Source organism: Cellulomonas endometrii, from assembly GCF_949769265.1.
In the GTDB taxonomy this organism is placed as follows: domain Bacteria; phylum Actinomycetota; class Actinomycetes; order Actinomycetales; family Cellulomonadaceae; genus Cellulomonas; species Cellulomonas endometrii.
Window position 1 is genome coordinate 23,716 of the sequence record NZ_CATKPC010000018.1, and the last position, 15,660, is coordinate 39,375.

Annotated in this window: 13 protein-coding genes; 7 read left to right on the forward strand and 6 right to left on the reverse strand. The window is 73.6% G+C overall.

Annotation, left to right across the window (positions count from 1 at the left end):
- The first annotated feature begins 120 nt into the window (after positions 1-120).
- Positions 121-1,971: a rhamnan synthesis F family protein gene (locus tag QNH85_RS16290; protein ID WP_282948173.1), complete on the forward strand. Its 1,851-nt coding sequence runs from the start codon at positions 121-123 to the stop codon at positions 1,969-1,971.
- A gap of 52 nt (positions 1,972-2,023) precedes the next feature.
- Here QNH85_RS16290 and QNH85_RS16295 read toward each other — a convergent pair whose 3' ends face one another.
- Positions 2,024-2,530, reverse strand: a complete 507-nt coding sequence (locus QNH85_RS16295; protein WP_282948092.1) for a GtrA family protein — start codon at positions 2,528-2,530, stop codon at positions 2,024-2,026.
- Positions 2,531-2,631: 101 nt separating this feature from the next.
- Between QNH85_RS16295 and QNH85_RS16300 the strand changes: the two genes are divergently transcribed.
- The 4 genes from QNH85_RS16300 (at position 2,632) to QNH85_RS16315 (ending at position 6,668) form a co-directional block, all read left to right on the forward strand.
- Positions 2,632-3,480, forward strand: coding sequence for an NAD-dependent epimerase/dehydratase family protein (locus tag QNH85_RS16300; protein ID WP_282948094.1), 849 nt, complete (start codon positions 2,632-2,634; stop codon positions 3,478-3,480).
- Between the two features lie 127 nt (positions 3,481-3,607).
- Positions 3,608-4,672, forward strand: a complete 1,065-nt coding sequence (locus tag QNH85_RS16305) for an NAD-dependent epimerase/dehydratase family protein (protein WP_282948096.1) — start codon at positions 3,608-3,610, stop codon at positions 4,670-4,672.
- Complete coding sequence (locus tag QNH85_RS16310; RefSeq protein WP_282948098.1) at positions 4,669-5,505, forward strand: ABC transporter permease; 837 nt, start codon at positions 4,669-4,671, stop codon at positions 5,503-5,505. Before QNH85_RS16305 ends, QNH85_RS16310 begins: the two co-directional genes overlap by 4 nt.
- Positions 5,505-6,668 carry an ABC transporter ATP-binding protein gene (locus QNH85_RS16315; RefSeq protein ID WP_282948100.1) on the forward strand — a complete coding sequence of 388 codons (1,164 nt, stop codon included), beginning with the start codon at positions 5,505-5,507 and terminating at the stop codon, positions 6,666-6,668. Before QNH85_RS16310 ends, QNH85_RS16315 begins: the two co-directional genes overlap by 1 nt.
- A gap of 60 nt (positions 6,669-6,728) precedes the next feature.
- Here the strand turns inward: QNH85_RS16315 and QNH85_RS16320 are convergent, their stop codons facing one another.
- Positions 6,729-7,850, reverse strand: a complete 1,122-nt coding sequence (locus tag QNH85_RS16320; RefSeq protein ID WP_282948102.1) for a glycosyltransferase family 4 protein — start codon at positions 7,848-7,850, stop codon at positions 6,729-6,731.
- A 57-nt stretch (positions 7,851-7,907) separates the two neighbouring features.
- Here QNH85_RS16320 and QNH85_RS16325 point away from each other — a divergent pair, with 57 nt between their 5' ends.
- A complete protein-coding gene (locus tag QNH85_RS16325; protein ID WP_282948103.1) occupies positions 7,908-9,041 on the forward strand; it encodes a glycosyltransferase family 4 protein in 1,134 nt (377 codons plus the stop codon).
- A 42-nt stretch (positions 9,042-9,083) separates the two neighbouring features.
- Here QNH85_RS16325 and QNH85_RS16330 read toward each other — a convergent pair whose 3' ends face one another.
- From QNH85_RS16330 to QNH85_RS16345, 4 genes are read right to left on the reverse strand one after another with little or no spacing between them, the layout of a single operon-like run.
- A complete protein-coding gene (locus QNH85_RS16330) occupies positions 9,084-9,872 on the reverse strand; it encodes an FkbM family methyltransferase (RefSeq protein ID WP_282948104.1) in 789 nt (262 codons plus the stop codon).
- Between the two features lie 16 nt (positions 9,873-9,888).
- Complete coding sequence (locus QNH85_RS16335; RefSeq protein WP_282948106.1) at positions 9,889-11,010, reverse strand: glycosyltransferase family 2 protein; 1,122 nt, start codon at positions 11,008-11,010, stop codon at positions 9,889-9,891.
- Positions 11,007-11,351 (reverse strand): hypothetical protein, encoded by a 345-nt coding sequence (locus QNH85_RS16340; RefSeq protein WP_282948108.1) that lies wholly within the window; start codon positions 11,349-11,351, stop codon positions 11,007-11,009. The genes QNH85_RS16335 and QNH85_RS16340 overlap by 4 nt, the downstream gene beginning before the upstream one ends.
- A 32-nt stretch (positions 11,352-11,383) precedes the next feature.
- Positions 11,384-13,309 (reverse strand): glycosyltransferase, encoded by a 1,926-nt coding sequence (locus QNH85_RS16345; RefSeq protein WP_282948110.1) that lies wholly within the window; start codon positions 13,307-13,309, stop codon positions 11,384-11,386.
- Between the two features lie 141 nt (positions 13,310-13,450).
- On the opposite strand from QNH85_RS16345, the gene QNH85_RS16350 reads away from it, so the two are divergent.
- On the forward strand, positions 13,451-15,652 hold the full coding sequence (locus QNH85_RS16350) for a ThuA domain-containing protein (protein WP_282948112.1): 2,202 nt from the start codon (positions 13,451-13,453) through the stop codon (positions 15,650-15,652).
- Positions 15,653-15,660: the final 8 nt, after the last annotated feature.

Below are 15,660 nucleotides of genomic sequence, written 5' to 3' on the forward strand. Positions count from 1 at the left end.
GGGTGGCGCAGCCGTGCTCGCGTTGCCCGTTCGGCGGTGGGGGCCGGGAGGCAGCTGCCGGACCGCAAGCGGTCCCGCTGCTGCCGTGCCGTGAGAGCTGTCGAGGGAGTGGACTTGTCCGTGCGCCGAGTGGTGTTCTATCTGTTCTTCGACGCGCAGGGCGTGGTGGACGACTACGTCTCCTACATGCTCAGCAGTCTCCGGCCGCACGCCGACCACATCTTCGTGGTGTCGAACTCGTCGCTGACCCCGGAGTCGCGAGCGAAGCTCCACGGCGTCGCGGACACCGTGTGGGTGCGCGAGAACACGGGCTTCGACGTTTGGGGCTACAAGCAGGCGATGGAGGCCTTCGGTCGCGAGCGACTGGCGGAGTACGACGAGATCGTGCTGATGAACTACACGATCTTCGGCCCGGTGTTCCCGTTCCAGGAGCTGTTCGCCCGTGCGGACGCGGCCGACGTCGACTTCTGGGGCGTGACGGCCCACAAGGCGGTCGACCCGAACCCGTACCAGGCCGGCCCCGAGGTGCTCCCGGAGCACATCCAGTCCCACTGGATCGCGGTCCGCCGTTCCATGTTCACGTCGCGCGAGTTCCAGCAGTACTGGGACGAGATGCCGATGATCACCTCGTACCAGGACTCGATCCTGACGCACGAGTCACGGTTCACGCAGCACTTCGCGGACCGGGGCTTCCGGCACGAGGTCCTCTTCCCGCCGTCCGACTACCCGGACGACCACCCGATCTTCGAGAACTTCGACCTCCTGCTCGACGACCGCTGCCCGATCGTCAAGCGCCGGATCTTCTTCCACGAGCCCACGTACCTGGACCGCCGGGCGATCATCGCGAAGCGGCTCATGGAGCGGCTCGAGGCCAGCGACTACCCGACGGAGCTCGTCTGGCAGAACGTGGTCCGCACCAGCGAGCCCCGGACACTGCACACCAACCTGTCGCTGGTCGAGGTCCTCTCGGAGGAGGACGACGGCTGGCGCCCGGACCCGTCCCGCCGGGTCGGCGTCGTCGCTCACATGTTCTACGCCGACATGGTCGACGAGCTCATGACCCAGGTGTCGCGCATCCCCGTGCCGTACGACCTCTACGTGTCGACCAGCACGCAGGAGCGCAAGGCGCAGATCGAGCAGGCGCTGGCCGCGTACGACGTGCAGCGCGTCGAGGTCCGGGTCGTGGAGCAGAACCGCGGGCGCGACATGAGCGCGTTGTTCATCACGTTCCGGGACGTCCTGCAGGGCGGCGGCTACGACGTGCTGTGCCGCGTGCACTCCAAGAAGTCGCCGCAGAACGACTTCAACAACGGGCGGCTGTTCAAGCAGCACCTCTTCGACAACCTCCTCGGCACGCCCGGCTACGTCGCGCACGTCCTGCGGCTCTTCGAGGAGAACCCGACGCTCGGCATGGCGTTCCCCCCGGTGGTCAACATCGGGTTCCCGACGCTCGGGCACGCCTGGTTCACCAACCGCGGGGTGGCGGCCGAGTGGGCCGAGAAGGTCGGCATTACGACGCAGTTCGACCGGTCCACGCCGATCGCGCCGTACGGGACGATGTTCTGGTTCCGTCCGGACGCCGTGCGTGACCTGACGGACCACGACTGGCGCTGGGACGACTACCCGGCCGAGCCGGGTCACACCGACGGCGGCCTCGCGCACGTCCAGGAGCGGCTCCTGGCGTACGCCGCCATGAACGCCGGGTACCACGTGCGGGCGATCATCAACCGCGACTGGGCGGGCATCAACTACGGCTTCCTGGAGTACAAGCTCCAGCGCATCAGCTCCATGCTGCCGGCGTACACGCAGGAGCAGGTGGACTACCTGACGCGGATGCAGGAGCAGACGCTGCTCGGCTGGCTCAAGGTCGGTCTCGACCAGCGCTCGCCGCGCCTGAGCCGCGCCCTGCGTCCGCTGTACAAGGGGGCGCGCGTGGCGTACCGGATGGCGCGCAAGGCCGCCCGACGCTGACGCCAGGGGGCGGGGTGGCGGACGCCACCACCCCGCCGCCCTCTCGGGGTGGTCAGCGGGGGAGAGCGGAGTCCTCGGCGGCGGTGCCCGGGCCTTGCACGTTGCCGAGCGCGTCCGGCCGGCCGCCGAACACGACGGAGCGGTACGCCACGAACCGGAAGACCGTGGCGAGGCCGAACCCGACGACGTTCGCCGCGATGTTGTCGGCGAGAGGCGACCTGAGGCCGAGCACCTCCCGCGAGACCCACAGCGGGGCCACGGCGATCACCATGCTCAGCAGCGAGAACAGCAGGAACAGTGCCGCCTCGCGCCCGGGGGTGCGGCTGCGCCGCTCGTGGAACACGAAGTAGCGGTTGCCCAACCAGGTCACGACGGTGGCGGCGGCGACCGAGAGCAGTTTCGAGAGCGTCGGGTCCAGGTGCGGACCGCCGTAGGCGAGCAGGTTGAAGAGCCCGACGTCGACGACGTAGCCGACGGCACCGACGGCCCCGAACCGGACGACGTCACGCAGCAGCGCGCGAAGCCGCGCGCCCCTGCGGCGGTCCTTCGCAGCCGTCATGTCGCCTCCTGTGGTGCGGTGCACCGGGTGGCCGGGCCCGGGACAGACTAGCCGACGGTCGTGCGCACCCGGTGTCCGTCGTGTGAGGCAGACTGGCCCCCGTGAAGCGGATTCTCGTGACCGGCGCAGGTGGCTACATCGGGGCGCACGTCGTCCCCGCCCTGGTGCGCAAGGGCTTCGACGTGGTGGCGGTGCAGCGGCCGGGGCTCGCCGCCCACGCGTCCGACCCAGCCGTGACGTGGCTCGAGGCGGACATCTTTGAGCCGGCGGATGTCCTGGACGCGGCGGGCCGCGTGGACGTGCTGCTCCACATGGCGTGGGAGGCCGGGTTCGTGCACAACGACCCGGTCCACATGCTCCGGCTCTCGGACCACTACCGGTTCCTCGACGCGGCGGTGGCGGCGGGTGTCCGGCAGGTCGCCGTGCTCGGCACCATGCACGAGGTCGGCTACCACGAGGGCGCGATCGACGAGCACACCCCGACGCGACCGCGGTCGCTGTATGGCGTCGCGAAGAATGCGCTGCGCGAGGCGCTGCAGGTGCGGCTGGCCGGGGCGGACACGGTCCTGCAGTGGCTGCGCTGCTACTACATCACGGGCGACGACGAGCGGAGCCGGTCGGTGTTCGCCAAGGTCGTCGAGGCGGCCCGTGAAGGGAAGCGGACATTCCCCTTCAACTCCGGCCTCAACCAGTACGACTTCATCGACGTGGACGACCTGGGCGCGCAGATCGCCGCCGTCGTCGACCAGACCGAGATCACCGGCATCATCAACTGCAGTTCGGGCGAGCCCGTCGCCCTCAAGGACCGCGTCGAGCGCTTCATCGCGGAGCACGGGTTGGACCTCGAGCTCGAGTACGGCGCCTTCCCGGACCGGCCGTACGACTCGCCCGCCGTCTGGGGAGACGCCACGAAGATCCGCTCCGTGCTCGCGGCCGAGGCGGCCCGCTGACGACACGTCCCCTGTGTCGCGTGCCGACGGCCTGCGTCCTGGCACCCGGACGCAGCGGATATCCTGTACCGCCGGTGGGCTCGGCCTGCGTGCCAGCCGCCACCCCACCATCAGCCGGAGGAGAAGAATGACCACGTGCATCGTGACCGGCGGTGCCGGTTTCATCGGCTGTGCGACGTCCTCGCTGCTGGCCGACCGCTTCGACCGGGTCGTCGCGCTCGACGTGCTGCACCCCGCGGTGCACGCCGTCGCGCAGCGCCCCGCGGCGCTCGACCCGCGCGTCGAGCTGCGGACCGGTGACGTCACGGACGCCGGGGCGTGGGACGCGTTGCTGGCGGACGCGCGCCCGGACGTCGTGCTGCACCTGGCCGCCGAGACCGGCACGGGCGTCTCGTTGACCGAGGCGACCCGGCATGCTCACGTGAACGTCGTCGGGACCGCGCAGATGCTCGACGCTCTCGTCCGGCACGACGCCCTGCCGTCGGCGGTGGTGCTCACATCCAGTCGTGCGGTGTACGGCGAGGGTGCCTGGGTCCGCGACGGCGTCCCCCTGGTCGTGGGCCAGCGGAGCCGTGCGCAGCTCGAGCGGCAGGAGTGGCAGCCGGCCGATGCGGAGCCGCGCCCCCACCGCGCGGACCTCGTCCAGCCCCGCCCCACCAGCGTCTACGGCGCCACCAAACTCGCGCAGGAGCATGTGCTCGGCGCATGGGCGCTCGCCATGGGCGTCACGCCTGTGGTGCTGCGCCTGCAGAACGTCTACGGCCCCGGGCAGTCGCTCACGAACCCGTACACGGGCATCGTGCCGCTGTTCGCTCGGACGGCCCGCGACGGGAAGGTCGTCCCGGTCTACGAGGACGGCGCCATCGTCCGCGACTTCGTGCACGTCACCGACGTCGCGGCGGCCGTCGCCGCCGCGGTCGACGCCATGACCACGGGCGGAGCGCTGCCGGACGGCCCGGTCGACATCGGCTCCGGCGTGCCGACCACGGTGCTCGAGCTGGCCCGGACGGTGGCCGGCTACTACGGGGCGCCCGATCCCGTGGTCACCGGTCAGTTCCGGGACGGCGACGTGCGCTACGCCTGCGCCGACCCGTCCGCGGCGGCGGGGCTCTGGGGCTGGCGGCCGACGGTCGACGTGGCCGACGGGGTGCGCGGGCTGTGCGCCTGGATCGACGAGGGGAGCGCGGCATGAGGCTGGCGGACGAGGTACGGGACGTCGTCGGGTCTCGGGAGCTGCTGGGCAACCTGGCGCGCCGCGAGCTCCGCAGCCGGTACAAGGGCACGGCACTCGGCTGGGCGTGGTCGCTGATCAACCCGCTTGCGAGCACGCTGGTCTACTCGGCGGTGTTCGGCGTGGTCATGCGGGTGAACCCGCCGGTCGGCGTGGGCGGCCTGCACAACTTCGCGCTGTTCCTGCTGTGCGGACTGCTGCCGTGGAACTTCCTCGCGATCGTGATCCAGGGCGGCCAGACGTCGTTGCTCGACAACGCGAACCTCATCAAGAAGACCTACTTCCCCCGGCGGCTGCTCCTGCTGTCGCACGTGGGATCGTCCTTCGTGACGTTCCTGGTCGAGATGGGCGTGCTGGTGGCGGTCTTCGGGATGTTCGGGGTGAACGTCCTGCCATGGATCCCGCTGACGCTGGTGATCATGGTGCTGCTCGCGGTCTTCGGGCTGGGCATCGCGCTGGCGCTCTCCGTGGCCAACGTCTACTTCCGCGACGTGGCGCACTTCGTCGGGATCTTCATGCAGATCTGGTTCTACGCGACGCCGATCGTGTACCCGATCACTTATGTCCAGGGCCTCGAGAACGGCGACAGCTGGGCGGCGAACGTGCCGCTCACGACGCTGTACGAGCTCAACCCCACGGTGGCCTTCATCGAGCCGATCCGGGACATGTTCTACAGCGGCACGTGGCCCGAGGCGCGGTTCCTGCTCCTCGCCGTGGGCTGGGCCGTGCTCGCGCTCCTGCTGGGCAACCTCGTGTTCCGCCGCCTGGAGCCCCGACTGGCAGAGGAGCTGTGATGGACCACGCCATGCGCGTCGAGGACGTGTCGAAGCGGTTCAGGATCTACCACGAGCGCAACCAGTCTATGAAGAGCGCGCTCATGCGCCGTGGACGGGCGAAGTACGAGGAGTTCTGGGCCCTGCGGGACGTGGACCTCGAGATTCCCCAGGGCAAGACGTTCGGCCTCGTCGGCCACAACGGGTCGGGGAAGAGCACTCTGCTCAAGTGCCTCGCGCGCATCCTCGTGCCCGACTCCGGCACCGTGACCACCCACGGCCGCGTCTCCGCACTGCTGGAGCTCGGCGCCGGGTTCCACGGCGAGCTCTCCGGCCGGGACAACGTCTACCTGAACGGCTCGATCCTCGGGCTGTCCAAGCGAGACATCGACGCGCGTTTCGACGACATCGTCGGTTTCGCGGGCCTCGAGCAGTTCATCGACACCCCGGTGAAGAACTACTCCTCCGGCATGTATGTCCGCCTCGGCTTCTCGGTCGCGATCAACGTCGAGCCGGACATCCTGCTCGTCGACGAGGTGCTGGCCGTCGGTGACGAGTCGTTCCAGCGCCGGAGCGCGGAGAAGTTCCAGGAGTTCCGCGACGCCGGCCGCACCATCGTCGTCGTGAGCCACGCGATGGGCTCGCTGCGCAGCATGTGCGACGAGGTCGCGTGGCTCGACCACGGGCGGGTCCTCGGCGTCGGCGAGGCGAACGAGATCATCGGCCGCTACTCCGGTTCGACGGGCGCCCCTGCCCCCGCGCCGGAGGAGCCGAGCCACGAGGCCCGGGTCACGGACGTGGCGGTTCTCGTCGACGGCCGTCCGACGTCCGAGCTGCGGTCCGGCAGCCCGGCGCACGTCCGCGTCGCATGGACCGCGGCGCGGCCGCTCGGCGCCGCCGAGCTCGTGCTCACGGTCCGGACCCCCGACGGGATCACCGTCGCGGTGTCGCGCTCGTCCGTGGACCGCGCTCCGCTGCCCTCGGGCGCGGGCGGTGCCGCGATGGAGCTCGCCGTACCGCAGTGGCCGACCGCGGCCGGGAACTTCGTGCTGGACGTCGCGCTGGAGCGTCCCGGCGGCGGGCGACCGGTGGACCGGCTGACGGATGCCGCGTCCGTCGTGGTGCACGCGGCCGAGGGCGAGACCGGCGGCGGCCTGGTGCGCCTGGCAGGCAGCTGGGCCTGACGCGGCCCACGCTCGGCGCGGCGGACGGCGCCCGGGACCGATCCACCCGGCGCCGACCGCTCAGCCCGCGTTGCGGTCCTGGGCGGAGCGGTCCTGGGCGGCGCGGTACGCCGCCAGGGTGGCCTCGGCCGCCGCGTCCCAGCTGAAGGTCGCAGCGCGCCGGGCGCCGGCCTGCGCGAGATCGGCCGAGCGGTCGCCGAGGGCCATGTCGATGCCGCGGGCCACGTCGGCGGGGTCCTCCGGGTCGACGAGCACACCGGCCGTACCCAGGACCTCGGCGCACGCGGTCCCGCGCGACGTGACCACGGGGACGCCGTGGGCCATCGCCTCGAGCACGGGCAGACCGAAGCCCTCGGCGAGCGACGGGAACACGAAGGCGTCCGCGCCCGCGTACAGCGCGTGCAGGTCCTCCCGGGTCACGCGGCCCGTCGTGTGCACCCGCCGGCGGAGCGCGGCGGGCACCTCCGGCACCTCGCCCCAGCCGCGGGGCCCCACGAGGACGAGATCCGGGGCGTCCCCGAGCCGGGCGTAGGCGTCGAGCAGCGTCGGCACGTTCTTGCGCGGTTCGACGGTGCCGGCCCACATGACGTAGCGCTCGGGGAGATCGTGGCGGCGGCGCGCGGCCGCGACCTGAGCTGCCGTGACGTCGGGCACGTCCACGCCGTGCGGGACGACGTGGACCAGCTGCGGGTCGAGACCGGCGGCGACGCACTCGTCGGCGGTCGCCCAGGACGGGACGACGACGGCGTGCGCGCGGTCCCGGACGGCGGCGAGGGCTCGTCGGAAGAACGCGTTGCCGTGCGCGGTGAAATGCGCCGGCTCCCGGAGAAACGCGAGGTCGTGCACGGTGACGACGAGCGGGCGGCGGGTCGGGGGGATCGCCCACGTCGTCGCGTGGACCACGTCGGCGCCGGGGAGCACGACCTCGGCGCGCAGCGCCCCGCGCTGCCAGACGGCGTACAGCACCCGGCGGGGCAGCGGGACCTGCCTCACGGGGATGTCCACGCGCCAGTCGGCGGTCGGCCCGGCCGGGTGCCGGGCGGCGAGGCCGACCGGGCGGACGTCCTGGCGGCGGGACAGCGCGCCAGCGAGCTCCCGGATGTAGGTCCCCGACCCGCCCGGGACGGACTGCCAGAGCTGTTCGACGACGAGCGCCGCCCGCAGGGGTGTGGTCGTGGGCACCCGGTCAGCCTAGAGGCTGGTCACGGGTCGCTCCGGACGGTGGAAGAATCGACGGCCATGACCCTGCGCGTGCTCGTCGATGCCACTGCCGTACCCGCCGACCGCGGTGGAGTCGGGCGCTACGTGGACGAGCTGCTGACGGCGCTCGCCACGCAGCAGGTCCAAGTGGGCGCGGCGTGCCTGCCGCGCGACGCCGAGCGGGTGGCGGCCACGGGGGCCCGCCCGTTCGTCGTCCCGGCGCAGGTGGCGCGGCGTCCCGTCCGCCTAGTGTGGGAGCAGACGGAGCTGCCTCGCCTCGCGGCCCGCACCCGTGCGCACGTGCTGCACAGCCCGCACTACACGCGCCCGCTGCTGGCCCCGGCGGCGTCGGTCGTCACGCTGCACGACGCGACGTTCTTCAGCCACCCCGAGCTGCACGACCCGGTGAAGGCGCGCTTCTTCCGCACCGCGACGCGCGCGGCGGTCCGGACGGCCGACGCCCTGGTGACGCCGTCGGCCGCCACACGCGACGAGGTGCTCGCGCACGCGGGCGGCGACCCTGAGCGTTTCCACGTCGCGTACCACGGAGTGGACCGGGGCACGTTCCGGGCGACCACGGCGCAGGAGCGTGCCGCCGTCGCACGCGAGCTCGGTCTCGAGGGCCGGCGTTACGTCGCGTTCCTCGGCACGCTGGAGCCGCGCAAGAACGTGCCCGCCCTTGTGCGCGCCTGGATCCGCACGGCCGGCGACATGCCGGAGCACCCGGCGCTCGTGCTGGCCGGGGCGCGCGGGTGGGACCACGAGATCGAACGCGTGCGGGCGGAGGTGCCGGCGCACCTGCGGCTTGTCGTCCCCGGGTATCTGCCGATCGAGCAGCTCGCGCCTCTGCTCGGCGGTGCCGAGGTGGTGGCGTACCCGTCGCTCGGGGAGGGCTTCGGGCTGCCGGTGCTGGAGGCCATGGCCTGCGGCGCCTGCGTGCTGACCACGCGGGAGCTGTCCCTTCCCGAGGTCGGGGGCGAGGCGGTCGCGTACTGCGGCACCGGCTCCGAGGAGATCGAGGCGGGACTGCGTGCGCTGCTCGCCCACCCGCGCCGCAGGGCCACGCTCGGGGCTGCGGCCGCCGAGCGGGCGGCGGAGTTCACCTGGCGTCGCTCGGCCGAGCAGCACCTGGCCGCCTACGAGGCGGCCGCGCGCCGCCGCCCGCGCCGCTGATCCGCGCGGTGGTGCGGCCCGGCCGGGGCCGCACCACCGGGGTCACAGCGGGCGGCGCAGCACCAGGTTCGCCTGACCGTCCGGACCCGCGCTGCGCGCGAACGCGAAGATCTCCCCGTCATCGGCGTGGACAGGGCCGCCCCAGCGCAGCATGGCGGTCTCGAAGCCCATCGCGCGGTACTCGGCGAGGACGGCCGCCGGCCGCAGGCCACGCTCCTCGAGCGCGCCCGGCCAGAACTCCGCGACGACGACGAGCTGGGGGTTCTCCGCGATCACGCGCCGCATGCCCCGCAGGACGTCGAGCTCGTACCCCTGGACGTCGATCTTCACGACGTCGACCCGGCCGCGGACCTCGTCGTCGAAGGTGGACATCCGGGCGGTGACGGCGTCCTGCGTCGGCTCGGTCGTCGTCCGCGCGACCCGGGTGTCGCCGATGTTGTGCGGCGCCGAGCGCAGCTCGACCGTCGCCGGGGCGTCTCCCAGGGCGAGCGCGTGCACCTCGACCGGCGGCTGCGCCCCGGCGACGTTCCGCCGCAGCACCGGCACGAGGAGCGGGTGAGGCTCGAAGGCGATGATGCGTGCCGGGCGGCAGTGCCGGGCGATGAGCCGGGAGAAGTAGCCGACATTCGCACCGACGTCGACGAAGGTCGCCCCGTCGCGCACGATGCGCCGCAGCAGGCCGCCCTCCTCGGGTTCCCAGGTCCCGGTGCCGCGGAGGAACGGCAGGATCATGCCGTCGTCGGCGTGCAGCCACAGCGGCCCGGCGTCGCTCTCGATCAGGGTGAGCTTCGGCTCTCCGTCGCAGCGCTCCTCCGTGCCCCTCTCGAGCACCGGGCTACCCTCGCGCTCAGACACGGGTCGGGTACGCGTAGTGGTCGGTGCCGAGGCCGGTCCGGGCGGCGATCTCTTCGGCAGCACGGCCGCGGTCGTAGAGGTTGACGACCCGCGGCGGGCCGCCGAGCAGCGCGGCGAGCGCGCCCACCGGCTCCTCCTCCCGGCCCAGTCCGAGCGTGAAGATGAACCCGCGGTACGTGCACCGTACGGTCTCACCCGGCTCGGGCGGGACGTGGCACCGGACCATCGGGGCCCCGTTCGACGCCGGGGCGAGCCACCCGACCTCGAGCGCGTAGCCGTCGCGACGGGCTCCGTCCACGACGAGGCGACGCGCGGCGCCGACCCGGGCGTCGGCGACGAGGCCGGACGCGCGGAAGGCGACGAGCTGGTCCCGGAACTGCGGGAAGCGCAGGTCGATGACCGCCTGGCCGAGCCGTTCCCGGGCCGCGGCGGCCGCGGGCGGGTCGGTGCGCGCGGCGGGGCGTGCCACGAAGGTCCCGGGGACGAGCGAGACCCGGCGGCCGTGCGACTTCGCCCGCAGCGACCAGTCGGTCAGCGCCGCTGCCCGGTCCTCCAGCACGGGGTCGAGCAGACCGACGTGCTCCACCGCCTCGGTCGGCAGCAGCACGCACCCGTCCCCGGCGAATGGCACCTCGAACACGACGTCCCCGAAGTTGTCGTCGAGGGACGCCGCCACGGCGTCGACGAGCTCGCGGTCGCGGACGAGCGCGTCCGCTTGGGTGCACTCAAGCGTGTACTCGTCCAGCTCGTCCGACCACGCGAGCACCACGGCGGAACGATTGGCCCGCGCAGCTCTGCGGAGCCGGTCGACGGTGCCCCGGGCGAGCACGTCGGCGCCGGTCGTCAGCACCGCGTCCCGGTGGCGTGCTGCGGCGGCGGCGCGCAGGACGAGGTTCATCGCGCGAGTGGCGCCCAGTGGACGGGGCGAGCGGTAGCGCTGCAGCCCGAGCTCCTCGCAGGCGTCGGCGAGCTCGCCCGAGCGGACGACGTCCGGGGTCTCGTCGAGGACGAGCACGTCGATGTCCCCGTCCGACAGGCGCTGGTCGCGCACCGCCTCGAGCGCGGCCGGTACGAGCGAGGTGACCACGACCCCGATCAGGATCCCGTCGGTCATCGTCGCGTCAACCGGTTCACGACGCTGCTCACACGCCGCGTGAACGCGTAGGCCCGGGACGCCTGGTGCGCACGGAGCTCGGCCTGCGCGGCGGTCGTCTCGGACCGCTGCCGGTCGGCCTCCGCGTGCTCCTGCGCCAGCGCGAGCTGGAGGTTGCCCACCTCGGCGCGCAGGTGGAGCACCTCCTCGGAGAGCGAGGTGACGCGGCCGGTCAGGTCGACCACCCGCGCATGGGCCAGCTCGAGGTCGGTCAGGGCCTGCTCGAGGTTCAGCGAGTCCAGGGGCGCGGCGCCGAGCCCGTCGGGGCGGGGGCGTTCCTGGGGGTGTGCGGCGTCGGCCACGGCTGACTTCCCTTCGGTCGTGGGTCTGGGTCCTAGCGACGCGCCGGTCGCGTCAGCGTCTGCAGGTAGACGTCCACGAGCCGGTCGGCGTAACGGCGCCACGTGTACGCCTTCCCGGCGCGCTGCACCGCCTCCACCTGCTCGCGGGCGGCGCGGGGGTCGGAGACGAGGGTGTCGACGGCGTCCGCGACGGCTGCCGCCGTCCACTCCCGGGCGGCCACGGGCACATCGGGCAGCACCTCGTCGAGGGGGCCGAACCCGATGAAGACGGACGGGGAGCCGAACGTCGCCGCCTCGAACGGGATGAGGCCGAAGCCCTCCGCCGAGGTCGGGTACAGCACCACGGCGGCGTGCTCCAGGAGCCAGTCGCGTTCCTCGGTCGCGACGTCGGCCAGCACGATGGGCCACGGGCCCCGGGCGACCGCGAGCGCCTCGTGCTCGGACGAGGAGCCGACCGGCACCTCGAAGCCCGCGAGGACGAGCTGGAGGTCGTGGCCCCGGGCCCGTAGCTCGTGCCACGCCCGGATGGCCAGGTCGCGGTTCTTGTGCGCGTAGCTCGCTCCGAGTACGAGCAGGAAGCGGTCGGCGGCGACGCCTCGCTCCACGAGCTCGACCGGGGGCCGCGGCCGGCTCTCGGCCGCCGCCAGGTGGTCGGTGCCGTTCGCGACCACGTGCAACGCCCCGGCCGCGACCCCCAGGCGGCTCTGGCGCACGGCACGCTCGGTGTCGTGCGAGATCACGATCGTGGCGTCCGCCCGGCGGGCCGCCTCCTGCATGGAGTGGCGGTAGAAGAGCCAGTTGTAGTGGGTCGGGAAGTAGCTGCCGTTGTCGTAGGCGATGAGGTCCTGGATCGTGATGACGGTCCGGTGCGCGAGCTCCCGCCACCGCTCGAAAGGCAGCTCGCCGTCCGGCTGGAACGGCCGGTGCACCACGTCCGCGCGGCCGGCCCCGGGGAAGCCGACCGCGTCGCCCACGTCCGTGGTGCGCACCCCCGGCTGCAGCAGCGCCGACGTCGCGTACGTCGGGACCGCACCACCCGGCGTGCCGACGACCACCTCGCGGACGCGGGGGTGCCGGGCGAGCGCCTGGATCTGGGCGAGCGTGGCGACCTGCGTGCCCATCTCGTGCGGTCCCAGGCAGGAACCGTCGAAGAGGATGCGCAGCCCGAGCACCGCCGCCTCCCGTAGCGCGAGCGCGTCCGAGACCGGCGTGTCCGGCGCGTAGCGTTCCTGGTCGTGCAGCACTGGGTGGAACGGGTGGCGACGGGCGAGCCACGCCCGCACGCCCTCGTCCTCGCCCGCGTCCGGCGGCTCGCCGTCGGCGCGGTACCGGGCGAGGAACGTCGTGGGGTCGACGAGGTTGCGGAAGCCGCGGGCCACCCCGCGCAGCGCAAGGTCTGTCACGGCCACGTCGGGTCGCGGTGACATCGGGTCGAGTCCGCCGAGGGCGCGCAGTGCCACCGTCGGCACGAGCACGGCGGCGCCCGCGGGGACGGGCACCGGTACGACGCGCTCCCCGCCCTCGACGGCACGCAGCGCTGCCGTGAGCGAGTGCTCGTCGTGGCCCTCCACGACGTCGGGCCGGGGGTCGGAGCGACCCGGGAAGCTCAGGTAGCCTGCGTCGTTCGACAGGAACGACACCGTCGCGGTCCGGATGTCCTCGCGTGCCAGCGCGAGGCCGGGCTCCGTCGCGCCCTGCGGGACCAGCACCGGGCTCGTCACCACCAAAACGGCCTCGACGCCCCCCGCGGCGAGCTCCTTGCACACCTCCGCGAGCGGGCGCGGGTCGATGGCGGCCCCGGCCGCGACCGTCCCGGTCTCGTCGTCGGCGCCGGGCGTGAGGACGACCACGGGCAGCCCCGCAGCACGCAGGGAGGCGATCGACTGCGCCCACCGGCCCGGACGGCCCTGGGGGCACACGAGCGCGACGAGCGCCGGCTGACCCGGCTGATCCCTCACCTGGGCATCTGACCGCACGCTCGGACTCCTGCACTCGGTGGGCCGGCGCAGTCCAGCGCCGCGGACCGGGCTGACACTAGCAGCGGCAACCCGCCCCGGCGGAGCGGCGAACGTCCCGCAGGGGGGAACTAGCATGGCCCCATGGCGTCGACGACGACCGCCCGCCGTCCCCGCGCCGGCTGGCCGCACGCGAGCCTCGCGCTCGGGCTCGCCCTCGTGCTCGTGCTCGTGCTCGTGCTCGTGCTCGTGCTCGGGGCCGCGGCCCCCGGCTCGGTCGCCACGTCCCCGAGCGGTTCCGGGGAGCAGCTGCCGATGGCGTCCGCGGACGCCGCGACGCCCGCCGGGAGCGGGGGGCCAGTTCCGCAGGCGGCCGCTTCGGTCGGGACCGGGCCGCCCGACGTGCTGGTCTTCACCCGGACAAGCGGCTTCCGCCACGACTCGATCGAGGCGGGGGTCCGGTCGGTCCGCGAGCTCGGCGCCGCCGAGGGCTTCGGGGTGACGGTCACCGAGGACCCTCGCGTGTTCACGGACGGAACCCTGGCGCTCGTCGGGGCCGTCGTGTTCCTCAACACGACAGGCGATGTGCTCGGTCCTGCGGAGCAGCGGGCGTTCGAGTCCTGGGTGCGGGGCGGCGGCGGGTTCGTCGGTGTGCACGCGGCGGCGGACACGGAGTACGAGTGGCCGTTCTACGGGGAGCTCGTGGGCGGCTGGTTCGCCTCGCACCCCGCGGTGCAGCCCGCACGGCTGGTCGTCGAGGACCGGGTGCATCCCGCGACCGCCGCCCTCGGGCCCGAGTGGCGCCGGACGGACGAGTGGTACTCGTTCCGCACCGACCCGCGGGCGGGGGCGCACGTCCTCCTCCGGCTGGACCCCGGGAGCTTCGCCGGAGGTGCCATGGGCGCGGACCACCCGATCGCCTGGTGCCACCCCGTGGACGGAGGCCGGTCGTTCTACACCGGGTTGGGGCACACCGCGGAGGGCTTCGCCGACGCCGGCCAGCGGCGGCACCTCCTCGGCGGCATCCGCTACGCGACCGGGCGTGCCCCGGCGGACTGCGCGCCCGAGAGCGGGTATGTCCGCGTCCTCGACCGGCTGCCGGACGGGTGGCGGCAGGTCGGCGACGGCGGGTTCGCGCCCGAGGACGGGACCTGGTCCTCGCGCGCCGGGTCGGGGGCCCTGGTGCTGGCGGACCGCCCGCTCGGACCGGGCTCGGTCAAGCTGGGATGGAGGGCCGACGGGACGGCCGTGCCGATGCTGCGCTGGGGTGCCGACGCCGCGGGGGTGGGCGGGGTCGAGGTGTCGCTCGACACCGGTGCGGTCCGTCTCGCGAACGGTCAAGTGCACGCGCCGTCGGTCGGCGCGCCCCGGGACAGCCCGGGGTCGTGGAGCACCTCGGAGGTCCGGGTGGACGGCTCCCGGATGCGGGTCGTCCTGAACGGCGTGGTCGTGAACGACCTGGGGCTGGGAGGGGCCGCGGGCGCAGTCCGGGGCCGAATCGCACTGGCGGCCACGGGAACCGGGGTGGCGCTGCGCGACGTCCGGGTCGCCGACCTCGGGGACGGGGCGCCCGCGCAGCGGACGGGTCTGTCCGACCGGTGCCTCGACGTCGCGGGCGGCGGCAGCGCGGACGGGACGGCCGTCCAGCTCTGGACGTGCAACGGCTCGGCCGCGCAGTCGTGGGCCGCGACGGGGGGCACGCTCACGGCCCTCGGCAAGTGCCTCGACGCCGCAGGCGGGAGCAGGACGGACGGGACTCGGCTGCAGCTGTGGCATTGCAACGGCACCGGCGCGCAGCAGTGGCTCCCCTCCGGGACTCACACCCTCGTGAACCCGGCGTCCGGGCGCTGCGTCGACGTGCGTGACGGCAGCGCGGTGGACGGAGCGCCCGTGCAGCTCTGGTCGTGCAACGGCTCGCCGGCGCAGGTCTGGGCGGAGGGCCCCGGCGCCGCCGTGAACGCGCAGCACGGCGGGTGCCTCGACGTCCCGGGCGGCCGCGGCGGGGACGGGACCACGCTCCAGGCCTGGGCGTGCAACGGGACCTGGGCCCAGCGCTGGGTCCCCGGAGCCGACGGCAGCCTCGTCAACCCCGCGTCGGGGCGCTGCGTCGACGTGCGTGGCGGGCAGGTGCGGGACGGAGCCACCGTGCAGCTCTGGCCGTGTAACGGCTCCGGGGCGCAGCGGTGGCTGCCAGGCCCCGGGGGCATCGTCCGCAACCCGCAGTCGGGTCGCTGCCTCGACGTGGCCGGGCCGGACGCGCAGCGCGGGGCCGCCGTCCAGCTCTGGTCGTGCCACGGCGGTGTCAATCAGCAGTGGGACCGCGCGCTGCCCCGGACCGTCGCGTGACGGGACGG